Consider the following 18,588-nt stretch of genomic DNA (forward strand, 5'->3'; position numbering starts at 1 on the left):
TCCGCGTGGACTGGCCGAAAAGACGTACTGGTGGACCTCGAAAGCCACGGCCGTGTGGCGGGCGTGGATGATTCGCTCGATCTCAGCCGCACGGTCGGCTGGTTCACGACAATGTTCCCGGTGGCGCTCGACGGCAGCGGCGAGATCGGCACGGCCATCCGCACGGTCAAGGAGCATCTGCGCGCGGTGCCCGGCGAAGGCATCGGCTTCGGCCTGCTGCGACGCTGGGGCACGCCGGCCCAGCAGTCGGCACTGGCAGCGGTGCCCAAGCCCGAGGTGGTGTTCAACTACCTGGGCCAGTTCGATGCAAGCTTTGCCGAAGGTGCCGCGTGGCGGCCCGCGGCCGAAGGCACGGGCGCTAACCAGGACGCCGCGACGCCGCTTTCCCATCCCTTGTCGATCAGCGGGCAGGTTTTCGACGGGCGGCTGAAGCTGTCGTTGGCCTATACCGGCACGCGCTACCGTGCGGCAACGATCGAAGCGCTGGCGGCGGCCTTGCGCGGGGAGCTGGAGGCAGTGGTCGCGCATTGCACGTTGGGCGCCACCGGGCTCACGCCGTCGGATTTCCCGCTGGTGCGGCTGTCGCAGCCCGAACTCGACAGCCTGCTTCTCGATCCTGCCCGTGTGCAAGACCTCTACCCGCTGTCCCCGATGCAGACGGGCATGCTGTTCCACAGCGTCTTTGCCCCGGAAGGTAGCGCGTATACGAACCAGTTGCGCGTCGACGTCGACGGCATCGACCCCAGTCGCTTCGTCGCGGCGTGGCAAGCGGTGCTGGCGCGCCACGACAGCCTGCGCTGCGGCTTCCTCCATCGGGAGGCGTCGCCACTCCAGTGGGTGGCCCGGGACGTGGCCCTGCCGATGATCGTGGAAGACTGGGCTGGCCGGGACGCAAGCGATATCGACGCTTTCGCGGCCAGCCAGCGTGCCCAGGGATTCGATCTCAGGCAGCCGCCGCTGATGCGTGTGGCGCTGCTGCGCACGGGACCCGATCGCCATCATCTGGTCTGGACCGTCCACCATCTGCTGCTGGACGGCTGGAGCACCGCGCAGTTGCTGGGCGAGGTGCTGCGCCACTACGCCGGTGAAGGATTGCCCGGCGTGGCGGGCCGTTTTGCCGACTACATCGGCTGGCTGCAATCGCGCGATGCCGACGCCAGCGAATCGTTCTGGCGCGATCAGCTGAAGGCGCTCGACGAGCCGACGCGCCTGCTGGCGGCGCTGCGCGCCCCGGAAGCGGCCGAAGCGGGCCGCCATGGGCAAGGCGAGCAACTCCATGCGCTCGATGCGGGCGAAACGGCGGCGCTGGCCAGCTTTGCCCGCGCGCAGAAGGTCACGCTCAATACGCTGGTGCAGGCCGCGTGGCTGCTGGTGCTGCAACGCTGCACGCGCCAGCCCGCCGTGGCGTTCGGCGCGACGGTGTCCGGCCGCCCCGCCGATCTGCCGGCCGCGCAGCAGATGCTTGGGTTGTTCATCAATACGCTGCCCGTGATTGCCACGCCGCAGCCGGAACAGGCCGTCGGCGACTGGCTGCGCACGGTGCAGACGCTGAACCTGGCGTTGCGCGAACACGAGCACACGCCGCTCTACGACGTGCAGCGCTGGGCGGGCCGTGGTGGGCAGGCCCTGTTCGATTCCCTCGTCGTGTTCGAGAACTACCCGGTCGACGCCGCGCTGCGCCGCACGCCGGGCGGGCTGTCGTTTGCCAACGTCCGCAATCTGGCCGAGACGAACTACCCGCTGACGCTGCTCATTGCCCAGACTGATACGCTGCACCTGACCTGCCGCTTCGACCGCACGCTGCTGGCCGATGCGCAGGCGCGGCAATTGGTGGACACGCTGTTTGCCGTATTGCGGCAGATGGCCGCCGACGGCGCGGCACCGCTGGCAACCATCGGGCTGCTGGCACCCGCAGAGCGCACGGCGGCGCTGGCCGCCGGCACCGCAACCGTGCCATACCCGGCGGCCGAGCCCGTTCACAGGCTGTTCGAGGCCCGGGCGGCCGCGCGGCCCGATGCGGTGGCCCTCGTCTTTGGCGATGCCACGCTGACCTATGCCGAACTGAACCGGCGCGCCAACGCGCTGGCCCATCGCCTGATCGCGCGTGGCGTGGGGCCGGACGTGCCCGTGGGCGTGCTGGCCGAGCGGTCCGTGGAAATGGTCGTCGCGCTGCTGGCGATCCTGAAGGCCGGCGGCGCCTACGTGCCGTTCGATCCGGACTACCCGGCGGACCGGCTGGCCTACATGATCGACGACAGCGCGGTAGCGGTGATCCTGGTGCAACGGCCAGAGGCCATGCCGGCGTCGAGCGGCGTGGTCGCCTCCATCGATCTGACCGATCCGGCGCTGTACGCCGGTGACAATTCGGGCAACCCCGCGCCGTTGCTGTCGGCCGAGCATCTCGCCTACGTGATCTACACGTCCGGCTCGACCGGATGGCCCAAGGGCGCCGGCAACCGGCATGGCGCGCTGCATAACCGGCTGTGGTGGATGCAGGCGCAGTACCGGCTGGACGCCAGCGATACCGTGCTGCAGAAGACGCCGTTCAGCTTCGACGTGTCCGTCTGGGAGTTCTTCTGGCCCCTGATGACGGGCGCGCGGCTGGCGCTGGCCGCGCCGGGCGATCATCGCGATCCGCAGCGCATCGCGGCGTTGATTGCCCGCCACCGCGTCACCACGCTGCACTTCGTGCCCGCGATGCTGCAGGCGTTTGTCGGCGACGGGACCGATGGTGCGCTGGCGGCATCGTGCATGAGCGTGCGTCATGTGGTGTGCAGCGGCGAGGCCCTGCCTGCCGATCTGGCGCGACGCACGATGCACCTGCTGCCGTGGGCGGCCGTGCACAACCTGTACGGGCCGACCGAGGCAGCCATCGATGTCACGCACTGGACCTGCCGCGACGACGGCGGGCATTCGGTGCCGATCGGGCATCCCATCGCCAACGTCAGCGCCCATGTGCTGGACGCCGCGCTGCAGCCGATACCCGCCGGCGTGGCTGGCGAGCTTTATCTCGGCGGTGCCGGCCTGGCGCGCGGCTATCTGGGGCGCGCGGCGCTGACGGCCGAGCGCTTTGTCGCAGACCCGCATGGCACACACGGCGAGCGCCTCTATCGCACCGGCGACCTCGCACGGCGCCATGCCGATGGGCATATCGAATATCTCGGCCGCCTGGACCATCAGGTCAAGATTCGCGGCCTGCGGATCGAACTGGGCGAGATCGAGGCGCGGCTGCTGGCGCACGACGCCGTGCGGGACGCCGTCGTCATCGCGCTGACCCAGGACGGCCCGGCCCGGCTGGTGGCGTACGTGGTGCCGGCCGACGAGGCGGGCTGCGATATCGACGGCCTGCGCCAGTGGCTTGCGAAGGCATTGCCCGACTACATGGTGCCGAGCGCCTTCGTGGTGCTGAAGCGGATGCCGGTCACGCCGAATGGCAAGCTCGATCGCCGCGCACTGCCCTCGCCCGACTTCGCGGGTACCGCCGAATACGAGGCGCCGCAGCCGGGCATCGAAACGACGCTGGCCGAGATCTGGGCCGCCGTGTTGAAGGTGGCACGCGTGGGCCGCGCCGATAACTTCTTCGAACTCGGTGGCGATTCGATCCTGAGCCTGCAGATCGTCGCGCGCCTGCGCACGCAGGGCTGGCAGCTGACGCCCAAGCAGTTGTTCGAGCGGCAGACGCTGGCGGAGGTGGCGGCCGTGGTGACGGCGCTCGATGCCGCGTCCGCACCGTCGGCGCCGGTGCGCGAGCCGTCGCGTTCTGGGGATCTCGCGCCGGCACGGCTGTCGCTGGCGCAATTCGACGCGCTGGGGCTGGACGTCGACGCGGTGCAGGACGTCTATCCGCTGTCGCCGATGCAGGCAGGCATGCTGTATCACAGCGTCGCCCGCTCGGATGCCGGGGGCGGCGCCTATATCAACCAGTTGCGCGTCGACATCGACGGGTTGGACGCCGGGCGCTTTGCAGCGGCCTGGCGGGACGCGCTGCGCAGCCACGACACGCTGCGGACCGGCTTCCTCCAGCGCGGCGAGCAGCCTTTGCAGTGGGTGGCGCGCGACGTGGTGCTGCCGTACGCCGAGGAGGACTGGTCGCTGCGTGCGCCGGCATCGCTGGGCGCCGCGATCGACGAACTGGCGGCCGCCGATCTGGCACGCGGCTTCGATCTGGAACGTCCGCCGCTGATGCGCCTGACGCTGGTACGCACGGCGGCGGCGCGCCATCACCTGGTATGGACCGTCCACCATCTGCTGGTCGACGGCTGGAGCACGTCGCAATTGCTGGGCGAGGTGCTCCAGCGCTATGCCGGCGAAGCGGTAGCGGCACCGGAAGGCCGTTTTGCGGACTACATCGGCTGGCTGCAGGCGCGCGACGCGCAGGAGGCTCAGGCGTTCTGGAGCGGATCGCTGGCGGGATTCGACACGCCAACGCGGCTGGCGGAGACACTGGCCGCACCTGCCTCCGGCAGCGGATATGGCCTGCTGCAGCACGCCTGCAGCGCCGCGCAGACTGAGCGGCTGGCGGCATACGCCCGCGCGCAGAAGGTCACGATGAATACCGTGGTGCAGGCGGCGTGGCTGCTGCTGTTGCAGCGCTACACGGGCCAGCGGCGCGTGGCGTTTGGCGCCACCGTGTCCGGCCGCCCCGCCGAGGTGCCCGGCGCCCAGCAGATGCTGGGACTGTTCATCAACACGCTGCCCGTGCTGGCCGAGCCGCGTGCCGCGCAGGATCTGGGCGACTGGCTGCGGGAATTGCAGGCGTTCAACCTGTCGGCGCGGGAACACGCGCACACGCCGCTGTCGGACATTCAGCGCTGGGGCGGCCAGGCCGGCCAGCGCCTGTTCGACAGCATCCTCGTGTTCGAGAACTTCCCGCTGGAAGACGCGCTGGCGTCGGCCGGGCGCAGCGGCCTGCGCTTCGAGACCCAGGGCAGTACCGGCCTGACCGAGTATGAGATGGACGTCGAAGTCAGCCTGCGCCAGACGCTGCGGCTGAGCTTCACCTATATGCGGCGCGCGTTCGACGCCGAGCAGGTGGCCGCCATCTGCGCGCAGATGATGGCGCTGCTCGGCGCGATGGGGACGTCGCCCGCGCAGACCGTGGGGTCGCTGAGCCTGCTGGGGCCGGATGAACAGGCGGCGCTGCTTGCGCTGGGCCAGGGCGAAGTGCCGGCCGATGCCTGCATGCCGGTCCACGCGCAGATCGCCCGCCACGCGCTGGCGCAGCCGCAGGCCGTTGCCGTGACCTGTGGCGAGCAGACGCTGCGTTATGGCGAACTGCTGGCGCGTGCGGACCGGCTGGCCGCCGTGCTTCATGCACGCGGCATCGGCGCCGAGGATCGTGTGGGCATCGCCCTGTCCCGCTCGCTCGACATCATCGTCACGCTGCTGGCCGTAATGCGGGCTGGCGCGGCCTATGTGCCGTTCGACCCGGCCTATCCCAAGGACAGGCTGGCCTATCTGTTCGAGGACAGCGCGATCCGGCTGCTCGTCACCGAGCCGGCCTTGCTCGATACGTTGCCGGCGCCGGCTTCTCTGCCGGTGCTGACGCTGGATATGGTGGGCAACGGCCCGACGCTGGCCGCCGAGGTGCCGGTCCATCCGTCTCAACTCGCCTACGTGATCTACACCTCCGGTTCGACCGGACGCCCCAAGGGCGTGTGCGTGTCCCACGGCCCGCTGGCCATGCACGTGGCGGCGACCATCGACGCCTACGAGATGGGCGGCCACTCGCGCGAACTTCACTTCCTGTCATTCGCGTTCGACGGCGCCCACGAGCGCTGGCTTTGCGCCTTGGCCTGCGGCGGCTCGCTGGTACTGCGCGACGACGCGCTCTGGACGCCCGAGCAGACCGCGCAGGCGATGATCCGCCATGGCGTGACCAACGCGGGCTTCCCGCCGGCCTACCTGCGGCAACTGGCCGAATACGTCGAACAGAGCGGCGAACGCCCGGACGTCTCGCTCTATTCCTTCGGTGGCGAAGCGATGCCGCGAGGCGCCTTTGCCCAGGCACGGCGCGCGCTGGGCGCGCGGACCTATATCAACGGCTATGGCCCGACGGAGACCGTGGTCACGCCGATGGTGTGGAAGGTGCGCGGCGATGCGCCGGAAGCGGATTTCGCGGGCACCTATGCCCCGATTGGCCGCCCGGTTGGCGACCGACGCTGCTACCTGCTCGACGCGGAGCTGAACCTTGTGCCGCCGGGCGTGGCCGGGGAACTCCATATCGGCGGCGAGGGGGTGGCGCGTGGGTATCTGAACCGTCCCGGCATGTCGGCGGAGCGCTTTATCCCAGACCCATTCGCTGACGATGGCGCACGGCTGTATCGCACAGGCGATCTGGCGCGCTGGTTGCCTGACGGGCAACTGGAGTATCTGGGCCGGATCGACCAGCAACTGAAGATTCGCGGCTTCCGGATCGAACCGGGCGAGATCGAGGCGCGGATTCTGGCGCAGGCGGGTGTGGGCAATGCGGCCGTGCTGGCTATCGAGGGCCCCTCCGGCGCGCGGCTGGTGGCTTATGTCGTGCCGGCTGGTGGCGCGCAGGTGGATATCGCCGCCGTGCGCACCGCATTGGCCGCCGAATTGCCCGACTACATGGTGCCGGCGGCATTCGTCGTGATCAACGCCCTGCCACTGACGCCAAACGGCAAGCTGGACCGTCGCGCGCTGCCGGCACCGGAGGCCGAGGGCGCCGAGCACTTCGTGGCGCCGCGCAACGAAGCCCAGCGCTGGCTGGCGCAGGTCTGGCAGGAGGTGCTGGGCGTGGAGCGCGTCGGCCTTGACGATAACTTCTTCACGCTCGGGGGCGACTCGCTGCTGAGCCTGAAGGTGATTTCGCGCGTGCGCGCCAACAAGGCGCTGGGAATCGACCTGAAGCTGCGCGACCTGATGCGGACGCCGACCATCGGCCAGTTGCTGCCCGATGCGCAAGCCGCGCCCGTGGCGGCCACGGCGCTGCGGGTGCTGGCGCAGGGCCCCGCCGGCGGCGCCCTGCCGCCTTTGGCGTGCGTCCACGCCGCGCTGGGCACGCTGTTCGACTACGACGCCATCGTGGGCCAGCTCGGCAAGGCGCGGACGGTCTATGGCTTCCAGTCGCGGGTGCTGGCCGATCCGGCGTGGCGCGACACGTCGCTGGCGTCGATCGCGGCCGACTACGTTCGCGAATGGCGTGTCGCCCAGCCACAAGGGCCCTATCTGCTGCTGGGCTGGTCGCTGGGCGCGACGCTGGCCACGGAGATGGCGCGCGAGCTTGAGGCCCAGGGGCAGTCGGTGCAATGGCTTGGCCTGATCGACCCATTCGTGCCGGAAGGCCGGGCGCCGGCTGCCAACGCCGCGCCGGGCTGGCCCGTGGCGCTGGCCGATTTCGCGGCGCGGTTGCTGCCGGGTGCCGGCGCCCTGGCGCTGCCCGCGCAGCCGGCCGCTGCGCCGGGGGCCGACCTTGTGGCCAGCCTGCTGGCACCGCTCGTGGCCGCCTCGCCATCGCCGCAGGCCGGGCTTGGGGCTGCAGAACTGGCGCAGATGTTCGTCGCCGCGCACCGATTGGGTGCCATGGCGGCATCGCAGCAGGCGGTGCCTGTCGTAAGCGCGCCGCGCGCCGTCTGGTGGCGTTCCAGCCGCGATATTGCCGCTGCGCGGCTGGCCGCATGGCAGGGAGCGCCATGGCGGGAGGCGGTGCTCGATGGGGTGGATCACCACGGAATCGTCCGCGACGGGCGGCTGCTGGCCGATCTGGCCGCCAGCCTCGACGCCGGGCTTTCGGGCGATGGACGCCCGCATTCCCCTGTGCCGACTGGGGGCATGTCCGCCACAAACCTACCGACGTAGGCCAGGAATCGTGATTTTATAAATGCAAATGCGAATAGTTTGCATTTAGAATAACTACTCCATCAAAAAACTGCAGAATCAGGAGAAATATGAGAACGGGTAAAAGCGCCAGGCCGCGTCAGGCTTGGGCGAATCGGCAACCATTCGCGCTGACCGCGCTGGCCATGGCTGTCACGATCCAGACTGCGTACGCGCAGACGAACGACGCCACGCCTGCCCCCGCCAGCGGCGGCGAAGTCCGGTTGCCGGCCGTCAGCGTGCGCGCCGATACGGTCGCCGAAAACTACGGCCCCGTGGGCAAGAAGTCGGTATCGGCCACCAAGACGGACGTGCCCATCGAGGACACGCCGCAGTCGATCAGTGTGGTCACGTCGGACCAGATCCGTGCCCAGGGCGCCCAGCGCGTGGAAGAAGCCCTGCGCTACAGCGCCGGCGTGCGCACCGAGCCGATCATCGATACGCGGCGCGGCACGTACTACATCCGCGGCTTCAACGCCGCCCAGAACGGCCAGTACTGGGATGGGCTGAAGATGCCCTGGTCCGGCGGCTATGCCTACTGGGACCTGGAGCCGTACAGCCTGGAGCGTGTCGACATCGTGCGCGGGCCCTCGTCGGTGCTCTACGGCCAGACCGCGCCGGGCGGCCTGATCAACCAGGTCAGCAAGCGGCCGCAGGCGGAATCGTCGAACGAGATCAATCTGAGTTTCGGCAACTACGATCGCCGCGAGATCTCGGGCGATTTGACGGGCGCGCTCGACAAGGACGGCAAGGTGCTCTACCGCCTGACCGCGCTGGCGCGCGACAGCGGGACGCAAACGAACCACGCCGGCGACGACCGCCTGTTCATTTCGCCGCAGATCACGTGGCGCCCCACCGACGCCACCAGCTTCACGCTGTACTCGCAGATCTATCACGACAACGCCGGCAACAGCGCCGGCTTCCTGCCGGCCGTGGGTACGATCACGCCGTTGGCGAACGGGTCCAAGATCCCGACCGACTTCTTCCCGGGCGAACCGTCCTTCGAGCGCTTCAAGCGCGAGCAGTACATGGTGGGCTACGAGTTCTCGCATCGCCTGAATGACACGGTGACGCTGCGCCAGAACCTGCGCTACAGCCACATGTACACCAGCTACGAGGACATCAACGGCAATGGCGGTCTCGTATCGAATCCGGCGAATGGCCCGTACCTGCTGCGCCGCATCGGTCTGAGGTCGAACGAGTCGTACAACCTGTTCACTGTCGACAATCAGGCGCAGATCAAGGTCAAGCACGGCATCTTCGAGCACACGATCCTCACCGGGATTGACTACACGCGGTCCACGTTCGGTCGCCTGCTGGGCCAGACCGGCAGCCTGCCGACGCAGCAACCGCCTATCGACATCTTCAACCCGGTGTACGGCAACTTCGTGGCGCCGGCGTACCAGAGCGACACCACCACGGTGCGCAGCCAGGTGGGCTTCTACCTGCAGGACATGCTGCGCGTGGCGGACCGATGGGTGGTGCAACTGGCCGGCCGCTACGACAAGGCAAAGGTCGATGCCGACGCCCGCACGCTGGCCACCAACGTCGTGACGCACTCCGGCACCGACGACGGCAAGTTCACCGGCCGCGCCGGCCTGCTGTGGGAAGGCCCGTATGGCCTGTCGCCGTACTTTGCCTACTCGACCTCGTTCGAGCCGACGGCCACCACCGTGCTGTACGGCGGCGGCGCGCCGAAGCCCACCACCGGCAAGCAGTACGAGGCCGGCCTGAAGTGGCAGCCGAAGGGTACGCGCAGCTTCGCGCAACTGTCGCTGTTCAACCTGACGCAGCAGAATGTGCTGACGACGTCGCCGGTGCCCACCCAGGTCTCGCAGCTCGGCGAAGTGCGCTCGCGCGGTGTGGAACTGGAAGGCACGTGGGCCGTCACGAACAACTTCAACATCCTGGCGTCGTACACGTACACGGATGCCGAAGTCACCCAGGCGGGCCCGAACGCGCCGAACGCAGGCAAGACGCCGCAGTACATCCCGCGGCACATGGTCTCGCTGTGGGCGGATTACCGCCTGTCGAGCGGCTTCCTGCGGGGCGTCTGGCTAGGCGGTGGCGTGCGGTACATGGGCAAGTCGTATGACCAGACGAACGTGACGACCGTGCCGGCGTACACGCTGTTCGATCTTGCCGCGAGCTATTCCTTCGCCAAGCACTACACGCTGCGTCTGAACGTCAACAACCTGTTCGACAAGACGTATGTGGCCGCGTGCGACAGCGCCACGAACTGCTACTACGGTCGCCGCCGCACCATCATCGGTACGGCCACCTACCGCTGGTAAGCAGCAAGACGCCGCCCGTCCGTCCGGGCGGGCGGCATTGCCTTGCAGGAGTCCAAGAACATGAAAGCCCCCACGCTGCGCTTCTGGTACGCGATCCATCGCTGGACCAGCCTACTCTGCACATTGAATCTGCTGGTGCTGTGCGTCACCGGCCTGCTGCTGATCTTCCACGAGGACATCGACGCGCTGCTCGGCCAGGAACATCACGGCGCGGTGGCTGCCGAGCGCACCGTTGCCGTGCCGGCACAGCGGCCCGCAGTGCAGACGCTGGTCGACGCGGCCCAGGCCGCGCATCCGGGCCAGATCACCAAGTCGATTTCGTTTGCGGACGACGATGCCGACGCCGTTGGCGTGCGCGTGGGACCCGTTGGCGAGCCGAAGCTGCGCAATGGCACGACGGTCCAGTTCGACGCTGCCACGGGCGCCACGCGCAAGCCGGGGCCGCCGGGCGAAACCTTCAGCGGCTTCATCCTCAAGCTGCACCTGAATCTGTTCCTCGGCCTGCCGGGGCAGTTCTTCATCGGCTTTATCGGCGTGCTGTTCGCGCTGAGCCTGATGAGCGGGCTCGTCGTCTACGGGCCGTTCATGCGCAAGCTGGCTTTTGGCCTGATCCGCTTCGGCAAGCCGGTGCGCATTGTGCAGGCGGACCTGCACAACCTGTTCGGCGTCGTCGTGATGGTGTGGGCACTCGTGGTCGGGCTGACGGGGACGTTCCTGTCGTTTTCCCCGCTGATCATCGGGGTCTGGCAGAAGACCGAGCTGCAGCACCTGATCGCGACGCTGCCGGGGCCGACGACCGCATCGTTCGTGCCGGTGGATCGCGCGCTGGAGCAGGCGCACAAGGAGGTACCAGGGAAGGACCCGGCCTTCGTCTTCTATCCGAATACCGAGTTTTCCACCGGACGCCACTACGGCGTGGTGCTGCGCGGCCACACGGAGCTGCAGAAGCGCGTCTACGCGATCGTGCTTGTCGATGCGGGCGACGGCAGCGTGGCCGCCGTGCGCGGCATGCCGTGGTATCTGCAGGTACTGCTGCTGTCGGCGCCGTTCCACTTCGGCGACTATGCGGGCCGGCCGCTGCAGATCCTGTGGGCGCTACTGACGGTCATCACGGCGGGCGCCACGGTGACGGGTTTCATTTTCTGGCTCAAGCGACCACGGCGCAGCCGCGAGGACGCCACTGCAACGCTGCCGCCGCAACTGTCGGGAGACCAGGCATGAAGCTGATCGACGATACTTGGCCGATGCCGGTGCTGCTTGGCGTGCTGTCCTTCGCGGGTCTGGCGGCCGGCATTTTCGGCGATGGCGCGTGGGACGTCCTGTGCTGGATCGGCCTGGGGGTGCCCGTTGCCATCACGGCGTACTGGCTATGGCGACATTGGCGCGTGCGGATGGCGTCCGCGAAGGAGTAGGCACCGTGCGCGGGCATGTGCCGCAATGGCCCTCGCCCGGCAGGCGGTAGTTCAGGCAGCAGATGCGTCGCACGGGCGCCACGCACGGCTGGCCTGGTTCCGCGCCAGGTCGGAATGCGCCATGGAACGGGTTGGCGAAGCCGTCGATGGACACGGGTGCGTCGATCCATGCCAGCACTTCCGCGCGCTGCGCGGGCGTCAGCACCGGATGCGCGGCCAGTTGCCGCGCGATGCCCGCGGTGGCCACGCCACCCGTACACCAGAGCAAACGCTGAGATACCCGGGCGGCTACGGAAAACGCCGCCACCACACGCGGCAGATGGGCGTTGACCAGCGGTGACAGCAGCGCGGCAAGCGTGGCGCCGGACGCCTCGCCGCCGTCCGGCAGCACCAGCATCGCCAGCCAGCCATTGGCTGCGCCACACCAGACCACCGCGTCAGCGTCGAACGTCAGGCCGCGCCGATGCAGCGTGGCCGCGACAAGCGCTCCTGGTAGCACCGCCATCGTGTAGTCGCGGAACCACGCTGCGGCGAGCGCCCGCAGGTCCTCGCAATCGCTCGCACGGGACGCACGCGCCAGGCATTCGGCGGCCCAGCCAGCATCCAGACTGGCACCGCGTGCCATCACCCCCAATGGTTCCGACCCCGCCGCACCGGCCAGCGCGAGTCGTTCGGCATAAGGCCGCAAGGGCCCGGCGAAGAATGGGGCGAGAAAGTCGATCATGCGGTACGTGTTGCGTCGGCTATGGCGAGATGCCGGCCTGCCTGACGGATGACGAATGGCCTGCGATGGAAATTAAGGAGGTGGCTCCATGACGATGGGCCTGCACGACGGCCCCTAATTTTCCCCGCGCGCCGCACGTCATCCAGACAATGCCGATCCCGGATCTAGCCAGCATGTCGCTTATTGCCTCCCTGCCGCGCAAGCTGCGGCTCACCATCGTCCTGGCCGCCGCGGCCAGCCTGGCCGCTGGCCTGTGCGCCGTCAGCATGGTGGCGCTCATCAACCGCGTGCTGGCCACGCAAGGCGCGGACGCGCCGCAACTGGCACTGCCGTTCGCGGCGCTGGCGATCGCCGTGCTGGCGTGCCGCACGCTGGCGTCGACGCTGTTCGTGCGCGTCAGCCAGAGCGCGCTGGCGCGTATCCGTGCGCAGATCTGCGAGCGCTTCATTGGCGCGCCCTACCCGCATATCGAGCAGACCGGCAATGCGCGGGTGCAGGCGGCGCTGGCCGATGACAGCACGCACGTGGCCAACGGCCTGTCCGTGATTCCGGTGGTGCTGACCAACTCGATGGTTGTGCTCGGCTGCCTTGGCTATCTGGCGTGGCTGTCGCTGCCGACGTTCGCCATCGCCTGCGCGATTCTCGGTGCCGGCTCGTGGTTCTATCACTGGAACCACCGCCGCGCGCTGGTGCACCTGAAGCAGGCCGGTATCGCACAGGATGCGCTGCACGGCCATTTCAAGTCGCTGGTGTCGGGCGCGCGCGAACTCAAGCTCAATCACGACAAGCAGCGCAGTTTCATTCGCGACAGCCTGGGCGTGACGCTCGATGCCGTGCGCACCGCGCGCACGCGTGGCCTGTCGATCTTCTTTGTGGCGCTGGGCTTCGGCAGCTTCCTGTTCTTCGCGGCGATCGGCGGCGTGCTCTTCGCGCCGCGCGCAACGCCGCTGGACCCGGCCGTGATGACTGGCTTCACGATCATGTTCCTGTACATCATGTCGCCGCTGGAATCGCTGCTCAACGCGCTGCCGGCGCTGAGCATGGGGCGTGTGGCGTACGCGCGCATCGAGGCGCTGGGCGCCGATGCCGCGCCCGAGGCTCCGCCCCGCGACCGAGCGGTCTCCCGCTTTGCCAGCGTGTCGCTGGATACCGCCAGCCATCGCTACTTCCACGAAGGCGAAAACAGCTTCTTTGCGCTGGGGCCGGTCGATCTTGCGCTCCATGCCGGTGAAATCGTGTTCCTGGTGGGCGGCAACGGCAGCGGCAAGACCACGCTGGCCAAGCTGATGGCTGGCTTGTATCCGCCGCTGGCCGGCGAACTTCGCCATAACGGCGAGGCGGCCGACCCCGCGCATCTCGCCGACTATCGAGCGCAGTTCTCCGCCGTGTTCTCTGATTTCCACCTGTTCGACACGCTGCTTGCGCACGATCCGCAGGACGACGCGCTGGCCAATCGCCTGATCCAGCGCTTCCAGTTGGGCCACAAGGTCACCGTGCGCGACGGTCGCTTCACCACGCAGTCGCTGTCGCAAGGCCAGCGCAAACGACTGGCGCTGATCGTCGCGTGCCTGGAGCGTCGCCCGGTGATGATCCTCGACGAATGGGCCGCCGACCAGGACCCGCTCTTCAAGGACGTGTTCTATCGCGAAGTGCTGCCGGAACTGCGCGCGCAGGGCAAGGCGGTGCTCGTGATCTCGCACGATGACCGCTACTTTGACCTGGCCGACCGCGTTGTGAAGATCGAGAACGGCCAGATCGTCAGCGACACCGTGCAGGCGCATCGCGGGGCGCGGAGCGACACGGCCACGCTGGCCACGGCCACCGCTGCCTGACGCGCGGCAACGTTCACGGAGAATTCCATGCCCCTGCATCCCGACCTCGAAGCGCTGCTCGACATGGTGGAAATCGCCACCGCAACCGGAAAACGCCTGGTGATTCATCAACTGACGCTCGCGCAGGCGCGGCGCGAGTTCGATGACGCGTCCACGGCGCTCGACTTGCCGCCCGAACCCGTGGGCCGCGTCGAAGCGCTGCATATTGCCACGCGAGACGGGTCCGACATCGACGCCCGGCTCTACGCGCCCGAGCGACAAGGAGACGGGGATGCGCTGCCGGTCCTGCTGCATTTCCATAGCGGCGGTTTCACGGTCGGCAGTCTCGATTCCCATGCGTCCCTATGCACGGCGATCGCCGCAGCCACGCCTTGCGCCGTGGTGTCGGTGGCGTACCGGCTGGCGCCGGAGTTCAAGTTTCCAACTGCGGCATATGACGCCATCGATGCGCTGGCATGGCTGGGCAGGCATGCCGCATCACTGGGTCTGGACGCCTCCCGGATCGCCGTGGGCGGCGACAGCGCGGGCGGAACCCTCAGCGCCATGCTTGCCCTGGCGGCGCGCGACGAACCCGCCCTGCCCCGGCCATGCTTTCAGGTGCTTTGCTATGCGGGCCTTGGCGGCACCACCGACACCGCTTCGCATCGGCAGTACGGCGAAGGGTATCTGCTCGATACGGACACGATCGAGTGGTTCTACAGCCAGTACCTGCGCGACGAGGCGGACCGTCGCGACTGGCGCTTTGCGCCATTGCGCGCCGAGGACCATCGCGGCGTGGCGCCCGCGCTGATCGTGCTGGCCGAATGCGATCCGCTCTGCGACGAAGGCCACGCCTATGCGCGAAAGCTCGCCGATGCCGGCGTGCCGGTCGTCGTGCGTGAATACGCGGGCATGGTTCACGAGTTCCTGCGCATGGGCAATATCGTCGCCGACGCTGGCGAGGCCCGCGCGGAAATTGCCGGCGCACTGGCCCGCGCCTTCCAAACGCGCGATGCAACGGCGGTGCCGTTGGAACGCGGCGCCTGAGCGCTAAATTCTCCACGCCGCGCATCGTCTCGATAGGCATGACGGCAGACGTCATGCACCGTCCAACGAATGCCATGCCAGACACGAAGATCCATATGCCGACAACGCTTGCTCCTTTTTCGCGCCACCTGTCGTTCGCGGCGCAGCCCACGTTGCGCCGCGAGAGCCGCTACGACGGTTCGCGCCTGACGGTTACGAGGGACGGCCAGCCCCTTGCCAGCTTCCAGTTCGCTGGCGACGTGCTGCGCCTGCACGACAGCCACGCCGATGACCACGAACTGGCCCATGCGACGATGGCCGCGCTGGATGCCGCTTTCGCCAACGGCGCGCCGTACGCGCTGCGCGTCGATATCGAATCGCGCGGCGCACAGGATCGTCTTCACCAGATCGGCGCGTTGCTGCGCGAGCCCGGTGGCGCGCGTGGTGGTATCGCGTGTACTGCGCACGCCAGCCTGCTTTGGCAACGCCCCGAGTTGTACATGGCAGCGTCCGAAGGGCCGTTCCCGCTGCGCTATGCGATGACCGATGGCAAGCGCCATCCGCTGCGGCCGGGCAAGCCGGATGGCGTGGTCTATGCGCGCCATATCCCGTGGCTCGACAAGACGCTGATGCTGCGCGCCGCTGAACTGGAGCGGGATCTGCCGCTGCTGCATCGCTGGATGAACGATCCGGATGTCGCCTACTTCTGGAACGAGGAAGGCGACGAGGCCAAGCATCGCGCCTATCTGCAAGGGCTGATCGACGATCCGCATATGTTGCCGCTGATCGCGTCGTTCGACGACACGCCCTTCGGCTATTTCGAGGTGTACTGGGCCAAGGAAAACCGCATCGCGCCGTTCTACGATGCGCTCGATCACGATCGCGGCTGGCACGTGCTGATTGGCGAACCGGCGTTCCGGGGCAAGGCGTTCCTGACGGCGTGGTTCCCGGCCATCCAGCACTACCAGTTCCTGGACGATCCGCGCACGCAGCGCATCGTCGGCGAGCCGCGCGCCGACCACGTGCGCCAGATCGCCAACCTTGACAAGGCGGGCTTTTCGAAGATCAAGGAGTTCGACTTCCCGCACAAGCGCGCGATGCTCGTGATGCTGCTGCGCGAGCGGTTCTTCTGCGAACACCGGCTCTTGCCGGACACCACGGCGCCAGCCATGCCACGCAACTGATTCCTCTGCCACGGGGCGCGCGTGCGCCCTCTTCCCTCTTTCCTGATTGCTCAGCAAGGACCGAAACATGACGCTCCGCGACATCTCTCCCGCCGTCCACGATCTGGTCGGCATCGGCTTCGGGCCATCGAACCTGGCCCTGGCTATCGCGCTTCAGGAGCAGGCGGCTTCCGGCCGGCCGCTCGACGCGCACTTCCTGGAAAAGCAGCAGAACTACCAGTGGCACGGCAACACGCTGGTTTCGCAGAGCGAGATGCAGATCTCGTTCCTGAAAGACCTCGTGTCGATGCGCAACCCGACCAGTCCGTACAGCTTCGTGAACTACCTGCATCGCCACGGGCGACTGGTGGACTTCATCAACCTGCGCACGTTCTATCCGAGCCGCATGGAGTACAACGACTATCTGCGCTGGGCCGCGGGCCACTTCGCGGGGCAATGCAGTCTGGGCGAAGAGGTGCAGACGATCGAGCCCGAGATGGATGGCGGCAGGATCGACCGCGTGCGCGTGATCTCGCGCGATGCGCAGGGGCGCGAACGCACCCGCGTGGCACGTTCCATCGTGCTGTCGACCGGCGGCACGCCGCGCATTCCGGAAGCGTTCCGCGGCATGCGCGATGACAGCCGGGTCACGCACCATAGCGGCTATCTGAACTGGATCCGCAACCAGCCCTGCGTGGGCGGCAAGCCGATGCGGATTGCCGTGATCGGCGCCGGCCAGAGCGCTGCCGAGGCGTTCATCGACCTTCACGACAACTATCCGTCGGTAAAGGTGGACTGGATGGTGCGCGGCGCGGCGCTGAAACCCGCTGACGACAGCCCGTTCGTCAACGAGATCTTCGCGCCGGCCTATACCGACGTGGTGTTCGAGCAGGCCCAGGCTGGCCGTGACCGGCTGATCGAGGCGTACCTGAACACGAACTACTCGGTCATCGACGCCGACCTGATCGAGCAGATCTACGCGATGCTGTATCGCCAGAAGGTCAGCGGCCAGTTCCGCGCGAACCTGCTGACGTGCAAGGCCGTGCGGGCCGCCCATGGCGGTGCGAATGGGATCGAGCTGACGGTCGTCACGACGGCGCCCGGCGCGGGTATCGATGCCGATTCCGAGACGCGCCGCTATGACGCCGTGGTGCTGGCCACCGGCTACGAGCGCGAAAGCCATCGTCGCCTGCTGGAGCCGCTGGCGCGCTATCTCGGAGACTTTTCGGTGGATCGCAACTATCGCGTGCAGGCGGCGCCGGAGCTGGCCGTGCCCGTGTACCTCCAGGGCTTCTGCCAGAGCAGCCATGGTCTGAGCGATACGCTGCTGTCCGTGCTGCCCGTGCGCGCCGAGGAAATCGCCGGGGCGATCCACGATGCATTGAGCGCGAATCACGATCGTTGCTGGGCCCCGTCTACGGTTCAGAAGGGTGGCAACCAGGCCATTGCCGCGGCATAGCCCGGAGGCGCGTCCAGCCGATAGAGCCGGGTCCGCGCCAGCGCTGCCGCATGGGCAGCGAGCTGGCCGGATTCTGGGCGGACGGCGAGCCAGCGCGCGCCGTGCGCGTCGCCCACATCGCCTTGTTTCGTATCGACGGCCACCGAAACGTGCTGCAGGTGGTCGGCAATCCCCAGCCCCAGCGCCTTCAGCAAGGCTTCCTTGGCGGTCCATAGCAGGTGAAACGCCTCGGGCCATGCCGCCGCCGGCATGGTTTCGAGCCATTCGCGCTCCCGCGCGGTCAGGCAGTGCGCCGCCATCTCGCGCAGCGAGTCCTGCCCTAGTCCGGGGTCGATCCGTTCGATATCGACCCCCACCTCCCCGCCGCCCTCCGCCAGGGCGATCCACGCGAAATCTCCCGCATGCGACACGTTGAATCCCGGGGCCGCCGAAATATCTAGCCATGGCTTGCCGTGCGGGCCGGTTTCAAAGCGCAGGGAATCGGCAGGCAGGCCAAGCCTCCGCCCCAACAGCGCGCGCAGTGCGGCGCGGGTGGCGGCGTAGCGCAGTCGGTCGGATTGCAGCCGAAGATTCGCCGCATGGGCTTGCTCTTCGGCGTTCAGGCACTCGATCAATATGCGCCTTGGGGCGCTTTTCCCGTCGAGATGCAACTGCCACAGCGCGACACTCGGCATCGGACTGGGAAGAGATGTGAGGGGCGGCACGCCCGGGGCGAATCGGATCTCCATTAAGGCCATGACGTACGGCGAGCGTATCTATTTAGATGGGCCAGCCGATGCGTCACGTGGTTGCCAAGGCGGATCAACCGCAGCCTAGACGAATGAGCAAAGGCGAAATTTAATGGCTTTCACATCCCG

The 18,588-nt window shown here is 67.9% G+C and carries 10 protein-coding genes; 8 read left to right on the forward strand and 2 right to left on the reverse strand.

Annotation, left to right across the window (positions count from 1 at the left end; all coding sequences use genetic code 11):
• The 4 genes from AC1RQK_RS38570 to AC1RQK_RS38585 all read left to right on the forward strand — a co-directional run.
• Nucleotides 1-7,824: amino acid adenylation domain-containing protein (locus AC1RQK_RS38570; protein ID WP_492814744.1), on the forward strand; the 7,824-nt coding region annotated here is incomplete at its 5' end.
• A gap of 89 nt (nucleotides 7,825-7,913) precedes the next feature.
• Entirely contained in the window at nucleotides 7,914-10,136 is a 2,223-nt protein-coding gene (locus tag AC1RQK_RS38575) for a TonB-dependent siderophore receptor (RefSeq protein ID WP_492814746.1), read from the forward strand.
• 60 nt (nucleotides 10,137-10,196) lie between these two features.
• Nucleotides 10,197-11,357, forward strand: coding sequence for a PepSY-associated TM helix domain-containing protein (locus AC1RQK_RS38580; protein WP_492814748.1), 1,161 nt, complete (start codon nucleotides 10,197-10,199; stop codon nucleotides 11,355-11,357).
• Nucleotides 11,354-11,548 carry a hypothetical protein gene (locus AC1RQK_RS38585; RefSeq protein ID WP_492814750.1) on the forward strand — a complete coding sequence of 65 codons (195 nt, stop codon included), beginning with the start codon at nucleotides 11,354-11,356 and terminating at the stop codon, nucleotides 11,546-11,548. The genes AC1RQK_RS38580 and AC1RQK_RS38585 overlap by 4 nt, the downstream gene beginning before the upstream one ends.
• Here the strand turns inward: AC1RQK_RS38585 and fhuF are convergent.
• Nucleotides 11,490-12,272, reverse strand: coding sequence for a siderophore-iron reductase FhuF (fhuF, locus tag AC1RQK_RS38590; RefSeq protein WP_492814752.1), 783 nt, complete (start codon nucleotides 12,270-12,272; stop codon nucleotides 11,490-11,492). The genes AC1RQK_RS38585 and fhuF overlap by 59 nt on opposite strands.
• Before the next feature lie 173 nt (nucleotides 12,273-12,445).
• Here fhuF and AC1RQK_RS38595 point away from each other — a divergent pair, with 173 nt between their 5' ends.
• The 4 genes from AC1RQK_RS38595 (at nucleotide 12,446) to AC1RQK_RS38610 (ending at nucleotide 17,731) form a co-directional block, all read left to right on the forward strand.
• On the forward strand, nucleotides 12,446-14,104 hold the full coding sequence (locus tag AC1RQK_RS38595; protein ID WP_492814754.1) for a cyclic peptide export ABC transporter: 1,659 nt from the start codon (nucleotides 12,446-12,448) through the stop codon (nucleotides 14,102-14,104).
• 27 nt (nucleotides 14,105-14,131) lie between these two features.
• Nucleotides 14,132-15,130, forward strand: a complete 999-nt coding sequence (locus AC1RQK_RS38600; protein ID WP_492814756.1) for an alpha/beta hydrolase — start codon at nucleotides 14,132-14,134, stop codon at nucleotides 15,128-15,130.
• A 95-nt stretch (nucleotides 15,131-15,225) separates the two neighbouring features.
• Nucleotides 15,226-16,293: a GNAT family N-acetyltransferase gene (locus tag AC1RQK_RS38605; protein ID WP_492814809.1), complete on the forward strand. Its 1,068-nt coding sequence runs from the start codon at nucleotides 15,226-15,228 to the stop codon at nucleotides 16,291-16,293.
• Nucleotides 16,294-16,360: 67 nt separating this feature from the next.
• On the forward strand, nucleotides 16,361-17,731 hold the full coding sequence (locus tag AC1RQK_RS38610) for a lysine N(6)-hydroxylase/L-ornithine N(5)-oxygenase family protein (protein WP_492814758.1): 1,371 nt from the start codon (nucleotides 16,361-16,363) through the stop codon (nucleotides 17,729-17,731).
• On the opposite strand, the gene AC1RQK_RS38615 is transcribed toward AC1RQK_RS38610, so the two are convergent.
• Nucleotides 17,695-18,345 carry a 4'-phosphopantetheinyl transferase family protein gene (locus AC1RQK_RS38615; protein ID WP_492814760.1) on the reverse strand — a complete coding sequence of 217 codons (651 nt, stop codon included), beginning with the start codon at nucleotides 18,343-18,345 and terminating at the stop codon, nucleotides 17,695-17,697. The genes AC1RQK_RS38610 and AC1RQK_RS38615 overlap by 37 nt on opposite strands.
• Between the last annotated feature and the right edge of the window lie 243 nt (nucleotides 18,346-18,588).

Source organism: Cupriavidus sp. GW822-FHT02D05 (assembly GCF_058802485.1).

Excerpts from the sequence above, each read along its gene's own strand:
- AC1RQK_RS38575 (WP_492814746.1), top strand. The coding sequence starts at position 7,914 with ATGAGAACGGGTAAAAGCGCCAGGCCGCGTCAGGCTTGGGCGAATCGG.
- AC1RQK_RS38580 (WP_492814748.1), top strand. The coding sequence starts at position 10,197 with ATGAAAGCCCCCACGCTGCGCTTCTGGTACGCGATCCATCGCTGGACC.
- AC1RQK_RS38585 (WP_492814750.1), top strand. The coding sequence starts at position 11,354 with ATGAAGCTGATCGACGATACTTGGCCGATGCCGGTGCTGCTTGGCGTG.
- fhuF (WP_492814752.1), bottom strand. The coding sequence starts at position 12,272 with ATGATCGACTTTCTCGCCCCATTCTTCGCCGGGCCCTTGCGGCCTTAT.
- AC1RQK_RS38595 (WP_492814754.1), top strand. The coding sequence starts at position 12,446 with ATGTCGCTTATTGCCTCCCTGCCGCGCAAGCTGCGGCTCACCATCGTC.
- AC1RQK_RS38600 (WP_492814756.1), top strand. The coding sequence starts at position 14,132 with ATGCCCCTGCATCCCGACCTCGAAGCGCTGCTCGACATGGTGGAAATC.
- AC1RQK_RS38605 (WP_492814809.1), top strand. The coding sequence starts at position 15,226 with ATGCCGACAACGCTTGCTCCTTTTTCGCGCCACCTGTCGTTCGCGGCG.
- AC1RQK_RS38610 (WP_492814758.1), top strand. The coding sequence starts at position 16,361 with ATGACGCTCCGCGACATCTCTCCCGCCGTCCACGATCTGGTCGGCATC.